The 20,777-nt window shown below is 68.1% G+C and carries 9 protein-coding genes and 2 tRNA genes; 8 read left to right on the top strand and 3 right to left on the bottom strand.

All coding sequences use genetic code 11. From position 1 onward, the window contains the following. Positions 1-47 precede the first annotated feature (47 nt). The 8 genes from GFK26_RS23105 (at position 48) to GFK26_RS23070 (ending at position 6,457) form a co-directional block, all read left to right on the top strand. Entirely contained in the window at positions 48-1,142 is a 1,095-nt protein-coding gene (locus GFK26_RS23105; protein ID WP_153284030.1) for an FAD-dependent oxidoreductase, read from the top strand. 17 nt (positions 1,143-1,159) lie between these two features. Further along, on the top strand, positions 1,160-1,357 hold the full coding sequence (thiS, locus tag GFK26_RS23100; RefSeq protein WP_062472460.1) for a sulfur carrier protein ThiS: 198 nt from the start codon (positions 1,160-1,162) through the stop codon (positions 1,355-1,357). A 37-nt stretch (positions 1,358-1,394) separates the two neighbouring features. Beyond that, positions 1,395-2,204 (top strand): thiazole synthase, encoded by an 810-nt coding sequence (locus GFK26_RS23095; RefSeq protein ID WP_416222510.1) that lies wholly within the window; start codon positions 1,395-1,397, stop codon positions 2,202-2,204. A 5-nt stretch (positions 2,205-2,209) separates the two neighbouring features. Beyond that, positions 2,210-3,169, top strand: a complete 960-nt coding sequence (thiE, locus tag GFK26_RS23090; protein ID WP_153284028.1) for a thiamine phosphate synthase — start codon at positions 2,210-2,212, stop codon at positions 3,167-3,169. Then, a complete protein-coding gene (locus GFK26_RS23085) occupies positions 3,166-5,307 on the top strand; it encodes a TonB-dependent siderophore receptor (protein WP_153284027.1) in 2,142 nt (713 codons plus the stop codon). The genes thiE and GFK26_RS23085 overlap by 4 nt, the downstream gene beginning before the upstream one ends. Positions 5,308-5,425: 118 nt before the next feature. Further along, positions 5,426-5,501: transfer RNA gene (locus tag GFK26_RS23080), tRNA-Asn, on the top strand. 204 nt (positions 5,502-5,705) lie between these two features. Then, positions 5,706-5,781 (top strand) — tRNA-Asn (locus GFK26_RS23075). 238 nt (positions 5,782-6,019) lie between these two features. Then, positions 6,020-6,457 (top strand): YXWGXW repeat-containing protein, encoded by a 438-nt coding sequence (locus GFK26_RS23070; protein ID WP_153284026.1) that lies wholly within the window; start codon positions 6,020-6,022, stop codon positions 6,455-6,457. Between the two features lie 33 nt (positions 6,458-6,490). Here GFK26_RS23070 and GFK26_RS23065 read toward each other — a convergent pair whose 3' ends face one another. The 3 genes from GFK26_RS23065 to GFK26_RS23055 form a co-directional block, all read right to left on the bottom strand. Next, complete coding sequence (locus GFK26_RS23065; RefSeq protein ID WP_228121754.1) at positions 6,491-9,313, bottom strand: hypothetical protein; 2,823 nt, start codon at positions 9,311-9,313, stop codon at positions 6,491-6,493. A 291-nt stretch (positions 9,314-9,604) separates the two neighbouring features. Continuing rightward, entirely contained in the window at positions 9,605-13,474 is a 3,870-nt protein-coding gene (locus GFK26_RS23060) for a hypothetical protein (protein WP_194273941.1), read from the bottom strand. A gap of 19 nt (positions 13,475-13,493) precedes the next feature. Further along, positions 13,494-20,735, bottom strand: coding sequence for a DUF11 domain-containing protein (locus GFK26_RS23055; protein WP_153284024.1), 7,242 nt, complete (start codon positions 20,733-20,735; stop codon positions 13,494-13,496). Positions 20,736-20,777 lie beyond the last annotated feature (42 nt).

Raw genomic sequence — 20,777 nt, 5'->3', positions numbered from 1 at the left:
TGGTTGCCCCCATCCCAGCCTTCCCCAGCGGGGGAAGGAGCAAGACCATGAGCGTGCCACTTCAATCGGCGGCCATCCTCGGCGCGGGCCTCATGGGTCGCCTGATGGCAGTCACGCTCGCGCAGGCCGGCTGCAAGATCGACCTCTACGAAGCCGGCAGCCCCGAAGCCGAAGGCGCAGCCGCACGCGTGGCCGCGGCCATGCTCGCGCCGCTGGCCGAATCGGCCGTGGCGCCGGTGTCGGTCGTGCGCATGGGCCAGCACGCGCTGTCGCGCTGGCCCGAGCTGCTCGCGCCGCTGGCGCAACCCGTGTTCTTCCAGCGCGAAGGCACGCTGGTGCTGTGGCACCGGCAGGACGCCGCCGAAGCTGCGCGGCTCGCGGGCGTGCTGACGCGCACCGGCGCGCAGGTGCCCGAGCTTGCACCGATGCAGGCGCTCGACACGCCCGCCGCCATTGCCGCGCTCGAGCCCTCGCTGGGCACGCGCTTCGCCCGCGGCCTGTACCTGCCGGGCGAAGGCCAGCTCGACAACCGCGCACTGCTGACGTCGCTGCGCGCCACGCTGGAAGCCGATGCGCGCGTGACGCTGCATTGGCAATCGCCGCGTGCACCGTCCGACTTTTCGCCCGGCACGGCGGGCCAGCCCGACTGGGTGATCGACTGCCGCGGCCTCGGCGCCAAGCCGCAATGGAGCGCACTGCGCGGCGTGCGCGGCGAAGTGATCCGCGTGCATGCGCCCGAGGTCACGCTGCAGCGCCCCACGCGCCTCGTGCATCCGCGCTACCCGCTGTACATCGCGCCCAAGCCCGACCACCTGTTCGTGATCGGCGCGACCGAGATCGAGTCGGACGACATGTCGCCCGCCAGCGTGCGCTCCACGCTCGAGCTGTTGAGCGCGGCCTACGCGGTGCACAGCGGTTTTGCCGAGGCGCGCATCGTCGAGATCGCGACGCAATGCCGCCCCACCCTGCCCGACAACCTGCCGGCCATCCGCCAGCCGCAACCGCGCGTGCTGCAGATCAACGGCCTGTACCGCCACGGTTTCATGATCGCGCCCGCGCTGCTCGACGCAGCGATGGAGCTGCTGGTGCACGGCCGCTCCACGCTCGCGCGCGGCTTCGGCATGGGCGTGCCCGACGCATGACGACGACCTTTGCAACGATGAACATCCTGATCAACGACAAGCCCTGCACGCTGCCCGAGGGCGCGCTGCTCGCCGACGCGCTCGCCGTGCTGCAGGCCGTGCCGCCTTTCGCGGTGGCGGTGAACCGCGAGTTCGTGCCGCGCTCGGCCTATGCCACGCACCCGCTGCATGCCGACGACCGCGTCGAGGTGATCCGCCCGGTGACCGGCGGCTGAACGAACGCACAGAGACAAGACGATGGAGACGACACCCATGACCAACCCCGATCCCCTGGTCCTCTACGGCCAGACCTTCCACAGCCGCCTGCTGCTGGGCACCGCGCGCTACCCGTCGCCCGACGTGCTCGAGGCGGCTGTGCGGCGTGCCAAGCCCGCGATGCTGACCGCTTCGCTGCGCCGTCAGACGGCCACCCAGGGCTCCGGCAACAGCGACCTCGGCAACGGCTTCTGGGAGCTGCTGCGCAAGCTGGACGTGCCGGTGCTGCCCAACACCGCCGGCTGCCACAGCGTGCAAGAGGTGGTCGCCACCGCGCAGATGGCGCGCGAGCTGTTCGACACGCCGTGGATCAAGCTCGAGCTCATCGGCGACGACTACACGCTGCAGCCCGACACGCTGAACCTCGTCGATGCGGCGTCGCAGCTGATCCGCGATGGCTTCCACGTGCTGCCCTACTGCACCGAAGACCTCGTGCTGTGCCAGCGCCTCGTCGATGTCGGCTGCCAGGCCGTGATGCCCTGGGCCGCGCCCATCGGCACCGGACGCGGGCCGGTCAACCCGTATGCGCTGCGCCTGCTGCGCGAGCGCCTGAAGGTGCCGATGCTGGTCGACGCGGGCCTCGGCCTGCCCTCGCATGCGTGCCAGGTGATGGAGTGGGGCTACGACGGCGTGCTGCTCAACACCGCCGTCGCGCTCGCGCAAGAGCCGGTCGCGATGGCCGGCGCCTTTGCCGACGCGGTGCAGGCCGGCCGCACCGCCTACCGTGCCGGCGCGATGGCCGCGCAGGACGCCGCGCAGCCCAGCACGCCCGTGCTCGGCACGCCCTTCTGGCACCACGCGCCGTGAACATCATGACCGCCATCGACACCTCCAACGCCCGCGCCGTGGCGCAAGCCATCGTCGCGTCCCACGGCCTGCGCTTCGGCGCTGCCACGTCCACGCCCGTGAGCGGCGCACCGCACTTTTCGTCGGACGACGCCATCTACCGCGGCGCGAAGCAGGCCTGCACCGCGCTCGGCTTCATCGAGATCGACGCCGAATGCCTCGCCCATGCATGGCGCGCGCAGACCGAACGGCTCAGCCAGTTCGACGCATCGGCATGGCCCGATGTGCCGGTCGATTTCGGCATGGGCCCGTTTCCGCCGACCGCGCGCGCCGACGCCTTTCCGCCCTGCCCCGAACGGCTCGGCCTCTACGCCGTGCTGCCCGATGCCGCCTGGGTCGGCCGCATGGCGCGCGCCGGTGTGCCGACGGTGCAGCTGCGCTTCAAGTCGGACGACGCAGCCGCCGTCGCGCGTGAAGTGCAGGCCGCGGTCGACGCGGTGCGCGGCACGGGTGCGCTGCTCTTCATCAACGACCACTGGCAGGTCGCCATCGCGGCGGGCGCCTACGGCATCCACCTCGGGCAGGAAGACCTCGACGCACTGTCGCCCGACGAACTGCAGCAGCTGCGCGCCTCCGGCCTGCGGCTCGGCGTGAGCACCCATGGCTACGCCGAGATGGTGCGCGCCGACGCGGTGAGCCCGAGCTACATCGCGATGGGCGCCATCTACCCGACCACGCTCAAGCGGATGGCGACCGCGCCGCAGGGCGTGGCGCGGCTCGCGGCGTATGCGCGCCTGCTGCGCGGCTACCCGCAGGTGGGCATCGGCGGCGTCGATGCCGTGCGATTGCCCGAGGTGCTCGCCACCGGCGTCGGCTCGGTCGCCGTGGTGCGCGCGCTGGTCGCCGCCGACGACCCCGAGGCCACGGCCGCGCAATGGATGGCGGCGATGCACGCCGCCCCGGTTTCCCCTGAACGCACAGAATGAACGCTCGACTTTTCTCGCACTCCCCGCTTTCGCGCGCGCTCGCCGCCGCTCTCCTCACTTTCGGCGCCTGCGGCGCGCATGCGCAATCGCCGTCGCAAGCACTCCCCGAGGTCACCGTGAACGACGGCGCCGCCGCGCCGCAGGCCGACATCAGCGGCTTCGGCGACGTGCCGCTGCGCGAGCTGCCGCTGTCGGCCACGATCATCGACAGCCAGCAGCTGCGCACCAGCGGCGCACGCCGCCTCGCCGACCTGACGCAGTTCGATGCCTCGGTCACCGACGCCTACAACTCGGCCGGCTACTGGGACTACCTCACGGTGCGCGGCTTCGTGCTCGACAACCGCTTCAACTACCGGCGCGAGGGCCTGCCGATCAGCGCCGAGACGGCGATTCCGCTGGACAACAAAGAGCGCATCGAAATCCTGCGCGGCACCAGCGGCATCCAGGCCGGCACCAGCGCGCCGGGCGGGCTCGTCAACTACGTGGTCAAGCGCCCGACCGAGCAAGACCTGCGCACCGTCCGCCTCGAAACCACGAGCCGCGGCAGCGTGCTCGGCGCACTCGACTTCGGTGGGCGCTTCGGCGAGAACCGCCAGTTCGGCTACCGGCTCAACATGGCCGCCGAAAAGCTCAACCCGCTCACGCACAACCTCGACGGCAGCCGCCGCATCTTCTCGCTCGCGGCCGACTGGCGCATCACGCGCGACTCGGTGCTCGAATTCGAGGTTGAGCAAAGCCGCAAGACACAGCCGAGCCAGAACGGCTACAGCCTGCTGGGCAACACGCTGCCCAGGCCGGTCGATCCGCGCATCAACCTCAACAACCAGCCGTGGTCGCAGCCCTCGGTGTTCAAGGCGCTGACCGGCACGGTGCGCTTTAGCCAGGCACTGAATGCCGACTGGCGCTGGAGCGCGCAGATCGGCCAGCAGCGCCTGAAGACCGACGACCGGCTGGCCTACGCCTTCGGCTGCGGCGCCGAAGGCAACTACGACCGCTATTGCTCTGACGGCACCTTCGACGTGTACGACTTCCGCAGCGAGAACGAGCGCCGCACGCAGACCGCGGGCAGCCTCAACCTCAAGGGCAACGTGATGACGGGCAGCGTGCGGCACGAGCTGGGCTTCGGCCTGCTGCAAAGCCGCGTGCGCAACCGCTTCCAGGACCAGGCCTACAACTACGTCGGCACCGGCAACATCTGGGCGACCGCGATGACGCCGGCCGACCCGCGGCTGACCGACGCGAATACCAACCGCAACGAGCGCTCGACCGAGCTGTCGGTGCAGGACGCGATCCGCTGGAACGACCGCTTCACGACCTGGATCGGCGCGCGGCACACGCGGCTGTCGCGCGACAGCATTCGCACCGACGGCTCGCGCCCCACCGGTTACAACGACAGCATCACCACGCCGTGGATCGCGGCCAGCTACACGATCCAGCCCGGACTGCTCGCCTACGCGAGCTGGGGCAAGGGCGTCGAATCGCAGGTGGTGCCGAACAAGAGCTCGCAGTACGCGAACGCGGGCGAGGCGCTGCCCGCGCTGCAATCGCGCCAGTGGGAACTGGGCCTGAAGGGCGGCGGCGCGGCGTTCAACTGGCAGGTCGCGTGGTTCGACATCTCGCGCCCGATGACCAACCTCGACCTGTGCGGCGAGTTCTGCACGGTGCGCAACGACGGCCGCGCGGTACACCGCGGCCTCGAGGCCGGCGCGCAATGGACGGGCGGCCCCTGGCGCGTGGGCGGCAGCGTGGCGCTCATCGACGCCAAGCGGCGCGGCAGCACGACCGCGCCTGAGCTCAACGGACAGGCGCCCACCAACGTGCCCAAGCAGGTGCTGCGCGCGCAGGCCGGCTACCGCTTCGCGTCGGTGCCGGGCCTCGAACTCGCGGGACAGCTGTCGTACGAAGGCCGCCGCAACGTGCTGCCCGACGGCTCGATCCGGCTGCCGTCGTGGACGCGCCTCGATGCGGTGCTGCGCTACGACACCAAGCTGGCCGGCATGGCCACGAGCTGGACGCTGGCCGTCGACAACCTGTTCGATCGCCGCTACTGGAAGGAGTCGCCCTACCAGTTCAGCCACGTCTACCTGTTCCCGGGCGCGCCGCGCACGCTGCGGCTGGGCGTGAGCATTGCGATGTGACGAGTAAGCGCGTTCGTCTTCGTCGCGGCCTCGTCGCCACGATTTCGTTGCGCTCGCGCCTCGATGCTTCCCGGAGTTTTTGGAAGCCCAAAAAACCACGCTATAATCTAAGGCTTGTTCCTCGATAGCTCAGTTGGTAGAGCGCCGGACTGTTAATCCGTAGGTCCCTGGTTCGAGCCCAGGTCGAGGAGCCAGAACAAAGCCGCAAGGCCTCTGAAAGGCCCGCTACTCACAAGGTAGCGGGCCTTTTCATTTGTGGAGCCCCACGCGAACGAAGCACGCGGGGGCGAAGACGTGGAAGACGCGAAAAAAATCAATCGCCCTGCGCGCTTGACCCATCAAAAATGATCGCCGCCGTCTCAGAACGGCGAATTCATTGAATATAATTGAAGGCTTGTTCCTCGATAGCTCAGTTGGTAGAGCGCCGGACTGTTAATCCGTAGGTCCCTGGTTCGAGCCCAGGTCGAGGAGCCACCATTTGCTGAAGGCCCGTTACTCACAAGGTAACGGGCCTTTTCGCTTTTTGCGCCACACATCAGGCGTCGTTTCGCGGCACGCGGGCCTGTCCGACAGGGGCGCCCTTCGATGCGTGCAAAACTTCCCGTTTGTTAACGACTGCAGGTGCCAAGGCAGGGGTATCCCGTACACGCGGTCCACCGGTCAGGCGTTGTTCGGACTGGCTTCCCCCAAAACAATCATCAAGGGCTTCACGATGAAAATCACAAGAATTCTTTTGGCCGCCGCAGTGGCGGCCGCCACGTTGCCCGCCGTGGCACAGGTCTCCGTCAACATCAACGTGCCCGGCCTGATCCAGGTCGCGCCGCCCGCACCGCGTTACGAGCCCGCGCCACGACCGCGCAGCGGTCAGGTCTGGGTGCCCGGCCATTGGCAATGGAACGACCGCGCCTACGCATGGCGCCCGGGCTATTACGTGGCGGCCCGCCCCGATTACGCCTACGCCCCGGGTGGCTGGGTGCGTGCCGACGGCGGCTGGCGCTGGCGTGAAGGCGACTGGCGCCGCGCCGAGCGCCGTGAAGAACGACGCAGCGATCGCCACCACCATGACCGCGGCGACCGCTACGACCATGACGACGATCACCGCGGCGGCGGTCACTGCCCGCCCGGCCAGGCCAAGAAGGGCCGTTGCTGATCGCGGCGCCTTCCTTTTCGGAAGGCCATCCGGTCAGTTCACAGTCACCTTGAAGAGCACCGCGCCCGTGCCGCCAGGCGCGAGCTGCCCGGTGAACTTCCAGTCCAACGCCCCCGCACCACCGACCGCCTGTGTCGCCGCGCACGCCACCGGCGGCGCGGGCGCCACATTGGCGGGCGTGTTCTTCGCGCATGCCGTCAGCGTCGCCGGGGTCGTGTCCTCCTGCGAACCGGCAAACCTCGTATAGACCGGCGTCGCATCGTTCACCGTCAGGCCGCTGATCGGTGTCGCGCCGTTGTTGGTGTAGGTGATGCGGTACTCCAGCGTCTCGCCCGACCTGGCCTCGTTGTTGAGTCCGAAGGTGCCGCCCTTCGTCACATTGCGCACTTCCTTCTTGAGCTCCAGCGCCATGCTCGACACCGTCGTGGTGTCGTGCACCGTATAGCTCGCGTTCAGGCCAGGCGACGCATTCGTGAACACGAAGTTGGCCTGCACCGTCGCGTTGTTGCGATCGCCGTCCGTTGCGTTGCCTGGAACGAAGGTCTGCAACACGACGCAGACGTTTTGTCCCGCCGTCGTGGTCATTGCCACCGCGGGCGGATAGAGCACTGCTGCACCGGCTTGCGGCACGCCGGTGCACCCGGGGTCGGCAAGCACCCTGGAACTCCAGCCGACCATTGGCGGCGTGGCCACCTGACTGGCAATGTCAAAGCTCAGCGAACCACCCGTTTGCGCCGTGAAGATGTGCGGGTGGTTGACGTTGGCGCCGGACATTCCGCTCTTGACGCTGTCCGCACCGAAGGTGTTGAAGGGAACATCGCCGAAGTTCAACCCGCTACTGCTTGTGCCATTCCAGGTGAACGCGATGCGATCCGCGGTGCCCGCCGCCGCCCGCGTGTAGGTGTAGGTCTTGCCGCCGCTGCCGATGCTGGCACCCGAGGGCAACTGCGTGGCGCCGACAGAGGCTCCCGTCGAAAGGTGGCCGGCAGGTGTTGACTCTTCGACGCACAAGGCCGCACCCATGGCCGTCGAAAGCGGCACGGGCAGGCTGTAGTTGCCCAGGCCATCCGTCGTGGCACTCGAAAGAACGACCGCCGCACAGTTCGTCAGCCGCACAGCCACGCCCCCCAGTCCCTTTTCACCGCCGTTGACCCGCCCGTCGTTCGGCACACCCGAACCCCAGCCGTTGTCGTCGAAGACCCGTCCCGTCACCGCGAAGCCTGCGCTGTTGACGAACGTGCATCGAATGTCGGCCCCTGCCACCATGCGACTGGCGGGAATCGTGAGGACGTTCCCCGTCAGCGTGCCGAAGGCGACCGCAGGCGTGGCACTGGCGGGATCGACACAGCTGGCGCTCACCGGGTTTGCAGGCCAGCCCGCCGGCGAGGTCTCGGTAATGCTGGCCCCCACGCCGGCCTGTCCGACGATCCCGGGCGATCCCGTGGCGGTCGTCACACCTGCCACGACGATGGAATCACCGGTTTTGCTGAGGCCCGACAACGCAAAGTTGAACACGTTGCTTCCGGCCCCGTCGATGACCTGCTTGACGATCCGCACCTGCGGGGAACCCAAGACCACCCGGATCGGCCCGGTGGTGGCGTCACAGGCTTGCCCGACCGCTGGTGTGCACGCCGGGTCTCCACCACCACTGAGGTTGACTGTGTTCGTGCCGCCGGTGACCCCCACGGCCAATGCGGCAACATTGACGGGAATCCTGACGGAAAAAAACCCCGGCGTGACGCCGGTGCCGATGCTGCACCCCGTCGTGCTGGAGCCCGCCGCAGCGCATGCACTCAGGACCACCCCGGTGCTCGTCCCTGCGATCAGGGTCGGCGGGCCGGCCAGCGTGATGCCCGCGGGCAAGGTGTCCGCCAGCGTGATCGGCGCCGTGGTCGCAGTGTTCGACACGGTGATGGCCACGGTATAGAACTGGTCGGGCGTTCCCGCCACCAGTGGATTGGCGCTTGCGGTCTTGGTCGTGGTGATGAGCGGCAACGGAGTGACGGGGGTGGTCACCGAGGCCCTGCATGCACCCGCTGCGTTGCAAGCCGCATCCCCTCCGCCAGTCGCCGTGGCCGTATTCATGACGCTCGGAAATGCGAGCGCCTGCGGCGTCACGGGAATGTCGAACGACATCGGTGCCCGCAACCCCACGGGGGCGGTGCATGTCACCACCTGCCCGGACTTCGTACAACCGGCAGGCACCGTGCCGATGTTCAAGGTCGCGGGAATGTTGTCGGTGATCGTGGTGCGTGCCGTCGTCTCCATGCCGTTGCGGCTACTCAGCGTCAGCCTGTAGATCGCCGGCACCGCCACGGTAAAACCCGCCGGGATCGCCGTCTTGCTCAGCGTCAATTGGGGAGGGGGTGGCGAGAAGCAAACCCGGTAGAGGGCCCCGACGTCGCTAATAACAGCAGCACCCTGGTGTGACAGCGTCAAGGAAGACACGACCGGAGTCGAGATGTACCCTCGAGCAGAGTCCCCGGACTGACTTGCGGCCAGAAAATCGCCGTTTCCGTCGCGCAATGCCGCGGAACCGCCAAACAACGGCGACGGAAGCATGACGTCCGCGACGGGGAATGCGTAATGGCTGCCATTGACGCTCGTCACAAGCTTTTCGCACGAAGAATCCTTGCAGGTGAGTCCGGCAGCATCTACGTAGACACCGGACACCGGTGCTGAAAAGTTGAAAGTACAGGACTGCGAAACACCCGCGTTGCCGAGCCATACGTCGACTGGGTTGCACGTGCTGCCCGTTCGTGTGACGACGACCCCGCCATACGGCCCAGCTCCACTTTTCAGATCCATGCAAAACTCCGCCGCGACGGCCGGCACTCCAGCCAGCAGCAGTGCCACGGCCAAGACGATGCCGTTTCGCAAGGCGCGACAAAAAAAGCCCATGCGCCGTGCGAGCGCAACGGCCCCTGTGCATGCAAGCCTGCCCCGCGGCGCAGCCGCACACTCGATCGAATCTGTTCTTTTCATCGTCTTCACCGTTCAGGTTCTGGCTGTCGAGGCGACAGCAAATCCAACTGCGAAGGGTTCTTCGATCGGCCCCCTTTGCTTTGGCCGTTGCTCGTGCCAGGACGAGCGCAAATGGGATGCGGGTTGCAGATGTCTGCGGCGTTTCTCCGGGCAGGCGCCTGCTCAGTTCACCGTCACGCTGAAGAGCACGACGCCCGTTCCGCCAGGCGCGAGCTGCCCGGTGAACTTCCAGGCGAGCGGCCCCGCGCCGCCTGCCGCCTGAGTCGCCGCGCAGGCCACGGCCGGTGCAGGCAAGGCATTGGCGGGCGTGTTCTTGGCGCACGCCGTCAGCGTGGCCGGGGTCGTGCCCGTCTGCGAACCGGCAAAGCTCGTGTAGACCGGCGTCGTGTCGTTCACCGTCAGGTCGCTGATCGGCGTCGCACCGTTGTTGATGTACGTGATGCGGTACTCCAGCGTCTCGCCCGACTTGGCCTCGTTGATGAGTCCGAAGGTGCTGCCGCTTTTCGACAGGTTGCGCACTTCCTTCTTGAGCTCCAGTGCGGTGCTCGATACGGTCGTGGTGTCGTTCACGAGATAGCTCGCGCTCAGCCCGGGCGAGGCGTTCGTGAAAACAAAACTCGCCTGCACCGTGCGCTTGTCGGAGTGGCCGACGAGCGCCTGGGCCGGGATGAACTCCTGCACCACGACGCACACGTTCTGCCCCGCCGTCACGGGCACGGGCACCGACGGCGGGTAGAGCACGGCGGCACCGCCTTGCAGCGCCCCCGTACAGCCCGGGTCGGCGTAGACCTTGGCGCTCCAGCCGTCGATCGGCGGCGTGGCCACCGCACCGGCCGTGTCGAAGCTCACCGCCCCGCCGGTCTGCGCCACAAAGGTGTGCGAGTGGCTGACGCTGCTGCCAGGCGAACCGCTGCGGGCGCTGTCGGCACCGAAGCGGTTGAGGGCCACGTCGCCGAAGTTCAGATCGCCGGCGGAGCTGTTGTTCCACCTGAAGGCGATGCGGTCCGGCGTGCTGTCGGCCGTTCGCAGGTAGGTGTAGGTCTTGCCGTTCTGGTCCACCGCCACGCCCGAGGGAAGCTGCGTGCTCCCGACGGACGCGCCGGTAGAGAGGTGGCTGGCCGGCGTGAGCTCTTCAACGCACACGGGATCGTCGATGGCCGTGGCGGACGGCACCTCCAGGCGGTAGCGACCCAGCCCGTCGGTCATGGCCGTGGAAAAAACACCCGCGGCGCAGTCGGACAGACGCATCTGAACACCTGCCATGCCCTTTTCTGCGCCATTCACCAGGCCGTCGTTCGGCTTGCCTGCGCCGCTGCCGTTGTCGTCGAAGACGCGGCCGGTTATGACGAATGCGTCGTTGTTGACGAAGACGCAGTAAAGGTCTGCGCCGGGCACCATGCGGTCTGCCGGAATGGTCAGCGTGTTGCCCGTCAGCACGATGGGTCCGCCTGCCGCCATGGCACGAGCCGCCTGGCGCGTCGGAGCGGGAGCGGGCGCGATGACTTCGCTGCCGTCGAAGCAGAAGGCATTCACCGGATTGCGGGGCCACCCCGCCGGCGATACTTCAGAAATGCTGGCAGCAACGCCGGCGGTCCCCGTGATGTTCAACGCGCCGACTTCCACGCCGACGTCGGTGACGGTGATGGTTTCACTGGCCACGCTCAGGCCCGAGAGCGCAAAAAGAAAGCGATGCGTGCCCGAGCCGCCGGTCACCTCCTTGAGAATGCGGACCCTCGGGTCGGCCGGCCGGACACCGGTCGGTGGCGTTGTTGCATCGCAGGGTTCGTCCAGCAAGGCGGTGCACAGCGAATCGCCGCCGCCTTGCAGGTTGACGGTGTTCGTGCCGGCCTGCACCCCCACTGCGGTGACCTCGACGTTGACGGGAATGCGGATCTCGAAGGTGCCCGGCGCAACGCCCGACGCCACGCGGCAGCCGGTGACCAGCGAGCCCACCGTGGTGCAGCCGCTCAGGCTGCCCGAGGTGGTGCCGGGAAACAGAATGGGCGGGCCGGCGAGCGTGATGCCCGTCGGCAGCATGTCTTCGATGGCGAGCGGCGCGGTCGTCGGCAGGTTCGCCACCTGGACCGCCACCCTGTAGAACTGCCCCGGCGTTCCCACGAGCAAGGGGTTGGCACTCGCCGTCTTCGTCGAGGTGATGGCCAACGGGAGCGTCACGGCCGTGGTCACCGCGCTCACGCAATCGCCTGTGCCGGCGCACGAGCCGTCGCCGCCCCCGCTCGCCTCCGCAATGTTGGTGATGCCCGACGCGGGCGCCAGGGGCGTCACGGGAATGACGAACGACTGGAAGGTCGTCATTCCGGGGGGGACGCGGCAGGTGACGTCCTGCCCGGCCACGGTGCAGCCGGCGGGCGGCGTGCCGATGCGCAAGGAAGGCGGCACGGCATCGGTGATGACGGCTTCCGTCGTGGTCAGCCCGCCGTTGCTGCTCAGCTTGAGCGTGTAGCTGGCCGGCACGCCGACGATGAACCTGGATGCGCTGGCTGTTTTTTCGAGCTTCAGCTTCGTCGGCACGACCGACGTGTCGGGCGTGCTGGCGTCACAGGCCTCCCCGAGCGCCGCCGTGCATGCGGGATCGCCCCCGCCATTCAGGTTCACGGTGTTCGTGCCGGTGTTCAGGCCCGTTGCCCCCCGGGTGGCGTTGATCGGAATCAGGATCTCGAACGTGCCCGGGCCAATGCCTGCCGCCAGGCTGCACTGGAGGGTTCCGCCGCTGCCGCCGGATGCCGGGCATCCGCTCAGGCTCGCGGTGGTGGTCCCCGACCTCACGGTCGGTGGGCCGCTCAGCACGATCCCGTTGGGGAGGGTGTCCGTCCACGCAATGGGTGCCGTGGTCGTGGCGTCGGCCACGGTAATGGCGATCGCATAGAACTGGTCAGGGGCCCCCGCGATCAGTGGGCTTGCACTCGCGGATTTCTTCGTGGTGATGGTCGATGGAAGGGCCACGGGCGTGGTGACCTTGCTCTCGCATGCCCCCGTGCCGTTGCAGGCCGCGTCTCCGCCACCCGATGCCCTGGCGGTGTTCTCCACGCTCGGGAAGGCAGAGGCCTTGGGGGTCACGGGGATGACGAAGGACATGGAAGTCGTGAGCCCGGCGGGCACTTTGCAGGCCACGACCTGGCCGGTGCCGGTGCAACCTGCGGGAAGCGCGCCGATGGTCAGGGAAGACGGCACGTCGTCGGTGATCGTCGTTTCGGCCGTCGTCGGCACGCCATTCGAATTCAGTGAAAGCGTGTAGTTTGCAGATTGGCCCGCGATCCAGCGCGCCGCACTGGCTTCCTTTTTGAGCTCCAGCCGAAGCGATGGTGCTTGGAAGCAAAGATTGAAATGAATCCCCCACAGGCCAACGTTTATGGGAGCGGTATGGCTGATCCTCAAAGTGGAGATGGGTGCCGCATCGACACGGACCATGCCCGCGCCCCAGCCCGAGCCCTCATTGCTCATGAACAAGCCGCGGATGTCTCCATTGGAGGTAACGCCTAATTCAATGGGCACTGAGTTTGAGGGGTCTTTGAGCAATCGCGGTAGCGGCGAAATGTCCGCCGTAGTGAACGCGTGATGACTTCCATTGATATCGACCGAATACGTCTCGCACGAGGACGGTTCGTCATACCAACCGCAATTTGAACCGACGCTCTTGATCGAAGCGCCCTCCAGGGGCGGCGTGAACCGATAGGTATGACTGGTTGCTATGGGGTACGTGTACATACCAAGGAAGAGCGCAGTGCCGTCCCCTCCGCCCTGGCTCGTCGGGGTCATACGTTCTTCCCAGGTTAGCGGGGTACGGCTACCGGAGAACACGCCATCCGACTCGATCTTCTGGCCACCAAGTTGAATCACCTCACCCCCGCTGCTGAACATATAGCCGATACAGATTTCCGCCGCGTGCGTCAGATGAACAGAGCACACCATCGCACCAACGCAAATCATCCCGCTGCGCACGGCACGCAACCACCGACGGATTGGCCATTGCAGCAGCGCAGACAGCCCCGGCAGGGCGGTGCTCTCAAACACAGGCGCTCTCACCATCGGGTCAGTTCTTTTCATCTTCGATTGCCGTCTTTTCGGTTTTTTTCGTCAGGCCCGCATTTGCGGTCGTCCCGGGTTCTTCGAGCTGATCCCTTGCCTTGCTGCTCGCCGGCCGCGCCGGCGCCCCCACCGCCGCGCCACCCAGTACGCCCTCATCGAACTTGAACCGCAGCCGGATATAGGCCCCCTTGCTTGTGTAGTCGTTGGCCGCCAGGTCGCGGTCTTTCAGGCCCACGAAGTTGTAGCCCGCCGACACCCAGAGGTCTTTCATGACCTGGTAGCCGAGTTCGACACCCAACGTTTTCTGCAGGCCGCCGCCTTTGCCGCGCAGCAGGCCGGCCTGCACGCCGAGGTCCCACTCGTCGTTGAGGTCTTGCGTGTAGCGCGCCTGCAGCAGGTGCGCCCAGTAGGTGCTGCTCAGCAGCCCGTCGTCGGCGCGCGACCACTTGGCGGCGTAGCGCCCGTTGATCACGGTGCCGGGGCGCAAGGTGTAGTTGAGGTGGGCCGAGACGATGTCGGCGCTGGTGCGGCCGGGCAGGCCGGCGCTGCCGTTGCCTGCGCCGAAGACGCTGGCGCCGTCGAGTGCGCCGGTCGCACTGCCGGTGCCCGTGACGCGCTCGGAGCGGCGCTCGTAGCGCATGAGCGCGTTCCAGCGGTCGGTGTCCACGGGGCGATAGGCCAGGCCGATCTGGTGGCGCGCCAGATGGTGCGCATTGCCGGCGTTGGCGCCCTGCCCTTCGCTGGCGCTCATCACGCTGCGCGCCAGCAGGCTCCATGACGGATCGATCTTGAAGCCGAAGCCTGCGCTGAACAGGCGCGTGTTCGCGTCGTCGCCGTGGCGGCCTTCGAGGATGCCGCTGGCCTTGATGCGCGCGTCGGTGTATTCCACGCCGCCGGTGATGGCGGTGGAATCGCCCGTGAGGCCGCTGGCGTGGCCAGTGCCGTTGTTGCCGCTGTTGCGCACACCGCCGATCTGACGCGTGTGCTCGACGCCGCCGGTCAGGCGCCAGTGGTCGTCGACCTTGAAGGTGTTGCGCAGGCCCGTGGCCGCTTGCGCGGCGCGCCCGTCGAGGCTGTCGGCCAGGCGGTACTCGCTGTACACGCGCCCGCCTTCCATGTATGCGCTTTCGATGCCGAGGATGCCGACGTTGTTCGACTGCCCTGCGTTGAGCTCGTACGGGCCGTAGAGGCTGGAGACGAGTTCGTAGCGGCCGTACAGGCGCGTCTTGTCGGTGATGGCGTAGTTGCCGCCCACGGCGAGCGAGCGGCGGTCGGACTGGCGGACGTCCTGCTCGCCTTCGACGAACACCTGGGCCTGCGGCATGCCCGGCACCTGTGCCGACAGGCGGGCGCGCACGGTGGTCAGGTCTTCGTCGTTGGCGTTGGCCTGGGTGCCGGCATTGGCCGCCGCGCCGAGCGCGGTGACGTTGTTGGCGGCCACGCCACTGCCGAGGTTGCCGCTGTAGGTGGAGATCTGGCCGTAGTCGAAGCCCGAGCCGCTGCCCAGGCCGGCGCCGTTGTGGCCGTGGCGCAGGCCGAACTCGCCCACGAGTTGTTCGCCGAATTTGCGCTGCACGCTCGCCGTGATGCCGCGGCGACTGCCTTCGCGCAGCGCGTCTTGCCCGTAGAGCATTTCGCCGCGCAGGGCGGTGGCGGCGTCGAGGCGGTATTCGGCGCGTGCCGAAGCTTCGGTGCGGCCTGCCGAGAAGCTCGCACCGGGGTTGTCGAAGCCGCTGCTGGTCTTGTTCGCGAGTGCGGCCACAGCCAGGTCTTCGCCCTGGTGGCGCAGCTCGACGCGCGCGCCGCTGCCCTTGCCGCTGCGGTCGGAATCGGTCTGCACCCATTCGCCGGCGACGGTGGTGTTGTCGCCCAGGCGGGCCACGGCAGTGACGGCGCCGAGCTTGCGGCGGTTTTCGGGGTTCTCGTCGATGGCGGCAACCACGCCGACCTGCAGGTTCTTGGCCACCTTGAGTTGAACGTCGGCACCGGCCACGGTGAACTTCGGCCCGCCCGCATCGACCTCGTAGGTCACGCGGATGGACTGCGGGTTGAGGTTCGGGTCGACCGATGCGATGGCGCGCGTGAACAGCAGGCGGCGCGTGAGCGGCTCGACGGTGTAGTCGACGAAGCGCGTCACCGTGGCGCGCTGCAGCACGAGGTCGGGCTGGTTGCGGTCGCGCACGACGATCTCGACCTGTTCGCTGTTCTCGACGAACTCGCCGCCGCTGGCGCTCAGGTAGTACGGGCCGGAGGTGCCGACCGCGCGGAACTCTTCGATCTGCTGGGTCTGCGCGGTGCGCGAGGCGTACGTGGTGGTGCGCACCTCGCCGTCGTCGTAGACGTGCTTCACGCCGGTGAGCGAGCGGCTGACCTGGCTCAGGCTGCGCACCTCGGTGCTGCTGGCGGTGCTGAAGTCGCCGTACAGCAGGTAGGAGCGGTTCTTGTCGATGCGCACGTAGAGCTTCTGCGTGCTCTGGGCGTCGAAGCCCTTCACGGAAGAATCGCCATACACGGGGTAGAACTCGTCGGGGCGGATGTCGCGGAAGAGGCGGTCCTTGCGCGTCTTGTCGGAGTCGAAGGCGGCCGTGAGGAGGTACTCGCCCTTGACCGCGCCCTTGAAGAAGAAGGCGCCACGGGCGGCGGCGCGGCGGCTGCCGTTGCCTTCGTCGGCCAGTCCGGAGAGTTCGGCCTCGAAGGCCGCGCCCGCGGGCATCGCGCCCAAGGGCACGCTGCCGCGCTTCGTGAGGTCGAGCACGCCTTCGACGATGCCTACGCCGATCATGGGACGCAGCTCGGGCAGCAGGGCGAGTCGTGCCTCGGTCACGAAGCTCGTGGCCGTGACGCGCAGACGGGCGTCGCCGGGTTCTCCCGGAGGCAACAGACGGAACTCGGCCGCGCCACCGTCCATGAAGACCTGGGTGCCGGGCTCCGCGGGGTTCAGGTCTTCGTCGAGCCAGCGACCGCGGTCGGTCTCGAGCGTGAGCTGCGTGCGCGCGGTGACAGGCACGCCGGCCGCGTCGGTCAGGCGCACCTTCACGACCACAGGTGTGCGCAGGTCGGCCTGGGCCGTAGCCGGCAGGTCGATGTGAATGGCGCCGAGCTTGTCAGGCGCGGTGACGCTGATCTGCTGCGCCGCGCCCCGCGTGTTGCCGAAGGGATCGACGGCTTCGAGCGTGAGGCGGTTGACCCCGGGCTGCAGCGCAACGCCGATGTATTCCCACGCGCCGATCTGGCGGCTGGCCTGTTCGGTCTTCTTGCCGACGCGGCGCGCCTCCACAGCCTGGCCGTTGACGCCCAGGCGCAGCGCGAGGCCCGCCTCGCCCTTGACGCGCACGTTGATCGACGTCGAGGGCACGGTGTCGCCGTCGCGCAAGTCGATGAAGCCGAGGGCGTTGCTTTCGATGCGGGGCAGCAAGGCTTCGAGGTCGATGGGGCTGGGCACGGCCTGCGGCAGCAGTGGCGCCACCGCCACTGTCGGCTGCTGGATGCCGCGCGACATGCGCATGCTGGAGAAGAGACTGCCCGCAGGGCCCGCAGCGGTGGACGTGGCGTCCGTCGCACCGCCACCGCTTGCCGCGCCGAGCGTGCTGCCCTGGCCGCCCGACGAGCCGCTCACAAAGCTGCTGGGCGAAGCGGGGGCGGCGGGCATGGCGATCAACGGCGCCGAACTGGTTTGCGTGGTACCGGTGCTGCCGCCCCCCCGCACTTCGCCGCTGGCGGGCAACGAGCGCCGGTCGCCGACCGCAACGATGCGTCCTTCAGGGTCCAGGCGCATGCGCACCTGGGCTTCGGCCTCGGTGTCGGGCACCGCGGCGATGGCTTCGCGTCGCGCGATGACGTCCTTCATCACGTCCGGCGCATCGCAGTTGGCAACGACAAAGTTGGCCTTGTGGAACTCGCCCTTCTTCAGATCGACGAAGCGGCTCTCAGGGCGTCCGGCGTTGCGGTTGTCGAGCGCTTCGAGCCGCGCGCCAGCGGGCAGTGTGGTCCCATCGAGCCGTAGCACGTGCGTGACGGGCTTCAGGCCGTAGAGGCTCCACTTGCCTTCGACATCGGTGACGACGTGGGTGCCGTCTTCCATGTACAGCCGTACGCCGGGCACGCCGATTTCGTCGACGCCTTCCTGGCGGCCGTCGCGCCGGCAGTCCATGTAGACCTTGCCGAAGAGAAAAGCGTCGTCGGAGAACACGCCGCCAGTGACGCGCACGGTCCACTGCGCGAGGTTCGACTGCATGGGGCCCGAACTGGCGCGCGCGCGATTGACGGCGTCGCCATTCGTGGGCGCACCGACACCGACGCGTACACGGTAGCGCACCGAGGCGGACTGGTCGACGCCGAGTGCAAGGCCCGGTTGCTTGAACGTGAGCCCGGGGCCGGCGCCGCCCACGGGATCGGCCGTGGCCACACCATTGAGCCGCGCGCTGCCAGCGACGTAGGCAAAGCCCGGCGGCAGTTGGTCAGCGAGGCTGAGGCCGGTGACGGGGAAGCCGGTCTTGTTGGTGACGACGAGCGCGTAGTCGAGGAAGTCGCCGAACTCGACCTGTCGCTTGCTGCCTTCCTTGCGCAGCACGAGCCCCAGCACATTGCCCGGGTCGAGTGGGATGTGGTTGTTCACCGCATCGCAGGCCGCCCCCGAAGCGTCGAAGCCAGCCTTGAGCGAGAAGTGATGAGTCGTGGGCTCCGCGCCCCGCGGTGCGGCCACGTGGGGGACGATGGCACCGCAGCGGTCAAAGGTGCCGGGCGTGCCGGGGATGAGCTGCGAAGGCGACGCATAGGCACTGCCCGCGGGCGGCGCCACGCTCAGCGCGTACGTGCAGCTGCCGGTGACCGGCGGCGACAGGAAGTAGAACTGGTAGCCACCATCGGCGCCGGTGGTCATCGACAGGCTGCCGTCGGCGTTCGCGCGGTAGATGCCGCTGTCACCGCCAAACACCTCGGCCAGGGCCATGGGCTTGGTGGCGCCATCGGTGCACGACTGGCGGGTGAAGGTGACGACGGCACCGGCCACGGGCTGGCGGGTGACGGCGTTGTAGACCACGCCCTGCGGGTCGGCCAGCATCGACGACACGCTGCTGGCGCTCGCAGCGACGAGCGTGGCCGGCGCCGGATTGCCGGTGTTCTGCTCGAAGGCGGCGGCCCAGGCCTTGTTGGTGAACGGCACGCGGGCACCGCTGCTCGAAGGCTTGCGGGTGACACGCACGGTGAACTCGATTTCGTCGCTCTGGCCGGGCGCCAGCGCGCGGCTGCCGTCGGTGAGGCCGAGCACGGCCTGGGTGGGCAGCTTGAACGGATCGGCGCTGGCGGCGGTTTCGCGGTCGCAGGCCGCGCGGCCGGTGAAGCTGGAGGCAACCTGGAGGAGGCCCTGGCGCGCCTTGGGCGGACTGCCGAGTTCCCACGCGGCGATGAGACCGTCGGGTTTGTCCATGTCGAACGTGCAGTTCAGGTTGTCGATCACCCGCACGCTCGGGGCGGGTGCCGTGCCGGTGTTGCTGACCTTGAAGCGGTAGTCGAGTTCGTAAACGCCCTCCCCCACGCGGCGCGGCAGCGAGACGCTTTTTACGAGCGAGAGTTCGGGCCGTTGAAGGGATACCGGCGTGGGCGAGGTGTCGTTGGTGGGGTTGCCGTCGCCGTCGGCGTCGGGATCGCCGCCGTTGACCGAGTCGTCGAACGCGACGGGCGGGCCACCGACAACGAGCGCCGCCTGCGCGCGCACGCTGTTGTACAGCGTGCCTGTCTGGCTGGCGGCGTTGAAGCGCACATCGAAACGCACGGTGAACTGGCCGCCCGAAGGCAATACTGCGCCGGACGCGAGCAGGTTCTGATCAGAAGCCGTGCCCTTGAATGCGGCGTTGACGGCCGCCACGGTGCCGGCAGCGCCTTTGCCCAGGCTGCCGACGATCGCCAGGCTTCCGGGCACGATGGCGTACTGGTTGGCGCCCGGCACCTTGGCGCTCGTGAGGGCGCCGAAGCGAGCCGCACCCGGGCCTTCGAGGACATCGGTGGCCTGCACGCCATAGAGCCCTGTCGCACCGTAGTTGCGCACATTGACATCGAAGGTGACGGTGGCAGTGCCGTCCAGCTGGCCGTCGGGGCCGCGGTTCATGCGCGGCATGGAAGCTGCTTTGGCGACGCCGATGCGGTTCAGGCCCTGCGTCGGGCTCGCTGCGATGACCACCGTGTTGGACGGTGATGCGGCAGGCGCCACGCCGTCGTTGTACTGGCTGTGCGCGGTGTTGCGGATGTCGCCGGTGTGATCGGCTTTCACCTGCACCGCGAACTGCATGGCGATGGAGGCGTTGCGCAAGAGCGCAGCGGGCACGCCGATGGCAACTTCGACGGCGCCGCCGTCTTCGGCCGTGCGGTAGCTGAAGTCGGCATCGCCAGGCATGCGGAACAGCCGCACCGCGCCAGCGGCCGTGCTTTGCAGGCTGCCTGCGATGTAGCGGGTGCCGGCCGGCACAAGGTCGCGCAGCAACAAGAGGCTGCGCGGGCTTCCGTTCACCAGCACCTGCGTGCCGGTGGGCGCCGCCGTGCCGCCCGGCTGCGCGTCTCGCGCGCCGGTGTTGGTGCCCGAGATGCTGAAGTCGATGCGCGTGCTGCCGGGAACAACGGCACCCGCGTAGCTGGCGGACTTGACCAGGGCGAGCACGGCGACACTGCCGACCTCGACGATGTCGCGGTTGCTCGCGCTGACGCCCTGCAGCGCCGTGGTGGCAGTGAGCACCAGGCAGGCGCTGCCGCTGGCCGCAGCGGGAACGGTGCCCTGCACCAGCAGTTCGGCCGTCTGGCCGGGCTCCAATGCCAGCATGCCGACGGCACCGGGCAGCAACGCCAGATCGCCGGCATCGACCACACCGTTGTGGTTGGTGTCGCGTGCTACGCGCAGTGCCGACAGGTCGAGTCCGTCGGCCGGGCAACCGGTGCCGTTGTTGACGAAACTCAGCGCATAGCCCGATGCCACGTTCCCGGTGTTGGTGAGCAGATGGCTCAAGGTAGCGACGGTCCCCGGCGGACGGTTCACACGCTGGTCCTGTGTGAGCGACAGCGCTTCCACGGGCAGCACGCTCGCGATCACGACGTTCGAGGTTGCGGTTTCACTGTACGCAAGGCCGGCGGGCACATAGGTGCCCGTTGCAATGCTTCGAATCACGACGCCGCCGGGCGGCGATATGGCGTGCGCGAACGCCATCGCGAAAACAAGTCCGAGGGCCACCATCGCGGCGCGCGTGCTGCGCGCGACCGCCATGGCGCCACGCCATCGATGCGCTCCAACACACGAAGAAGAAAG

Source organism: Variovorax paradoxus, from assembly GCF_009498455.1.
Taxonomy (GTDB): Bacteria; Pseudomonadota; Gammaproteobacteria; order Burkholderiales; family Burkholderiaceae_C; genus Variovorax; species Variovorax paradoxus_H.
The sequence above is the reverse complement of the archived record's forward strand: the minus strand, read 5'-3'. Positions and strand labels throughout refer to the sequence as shown.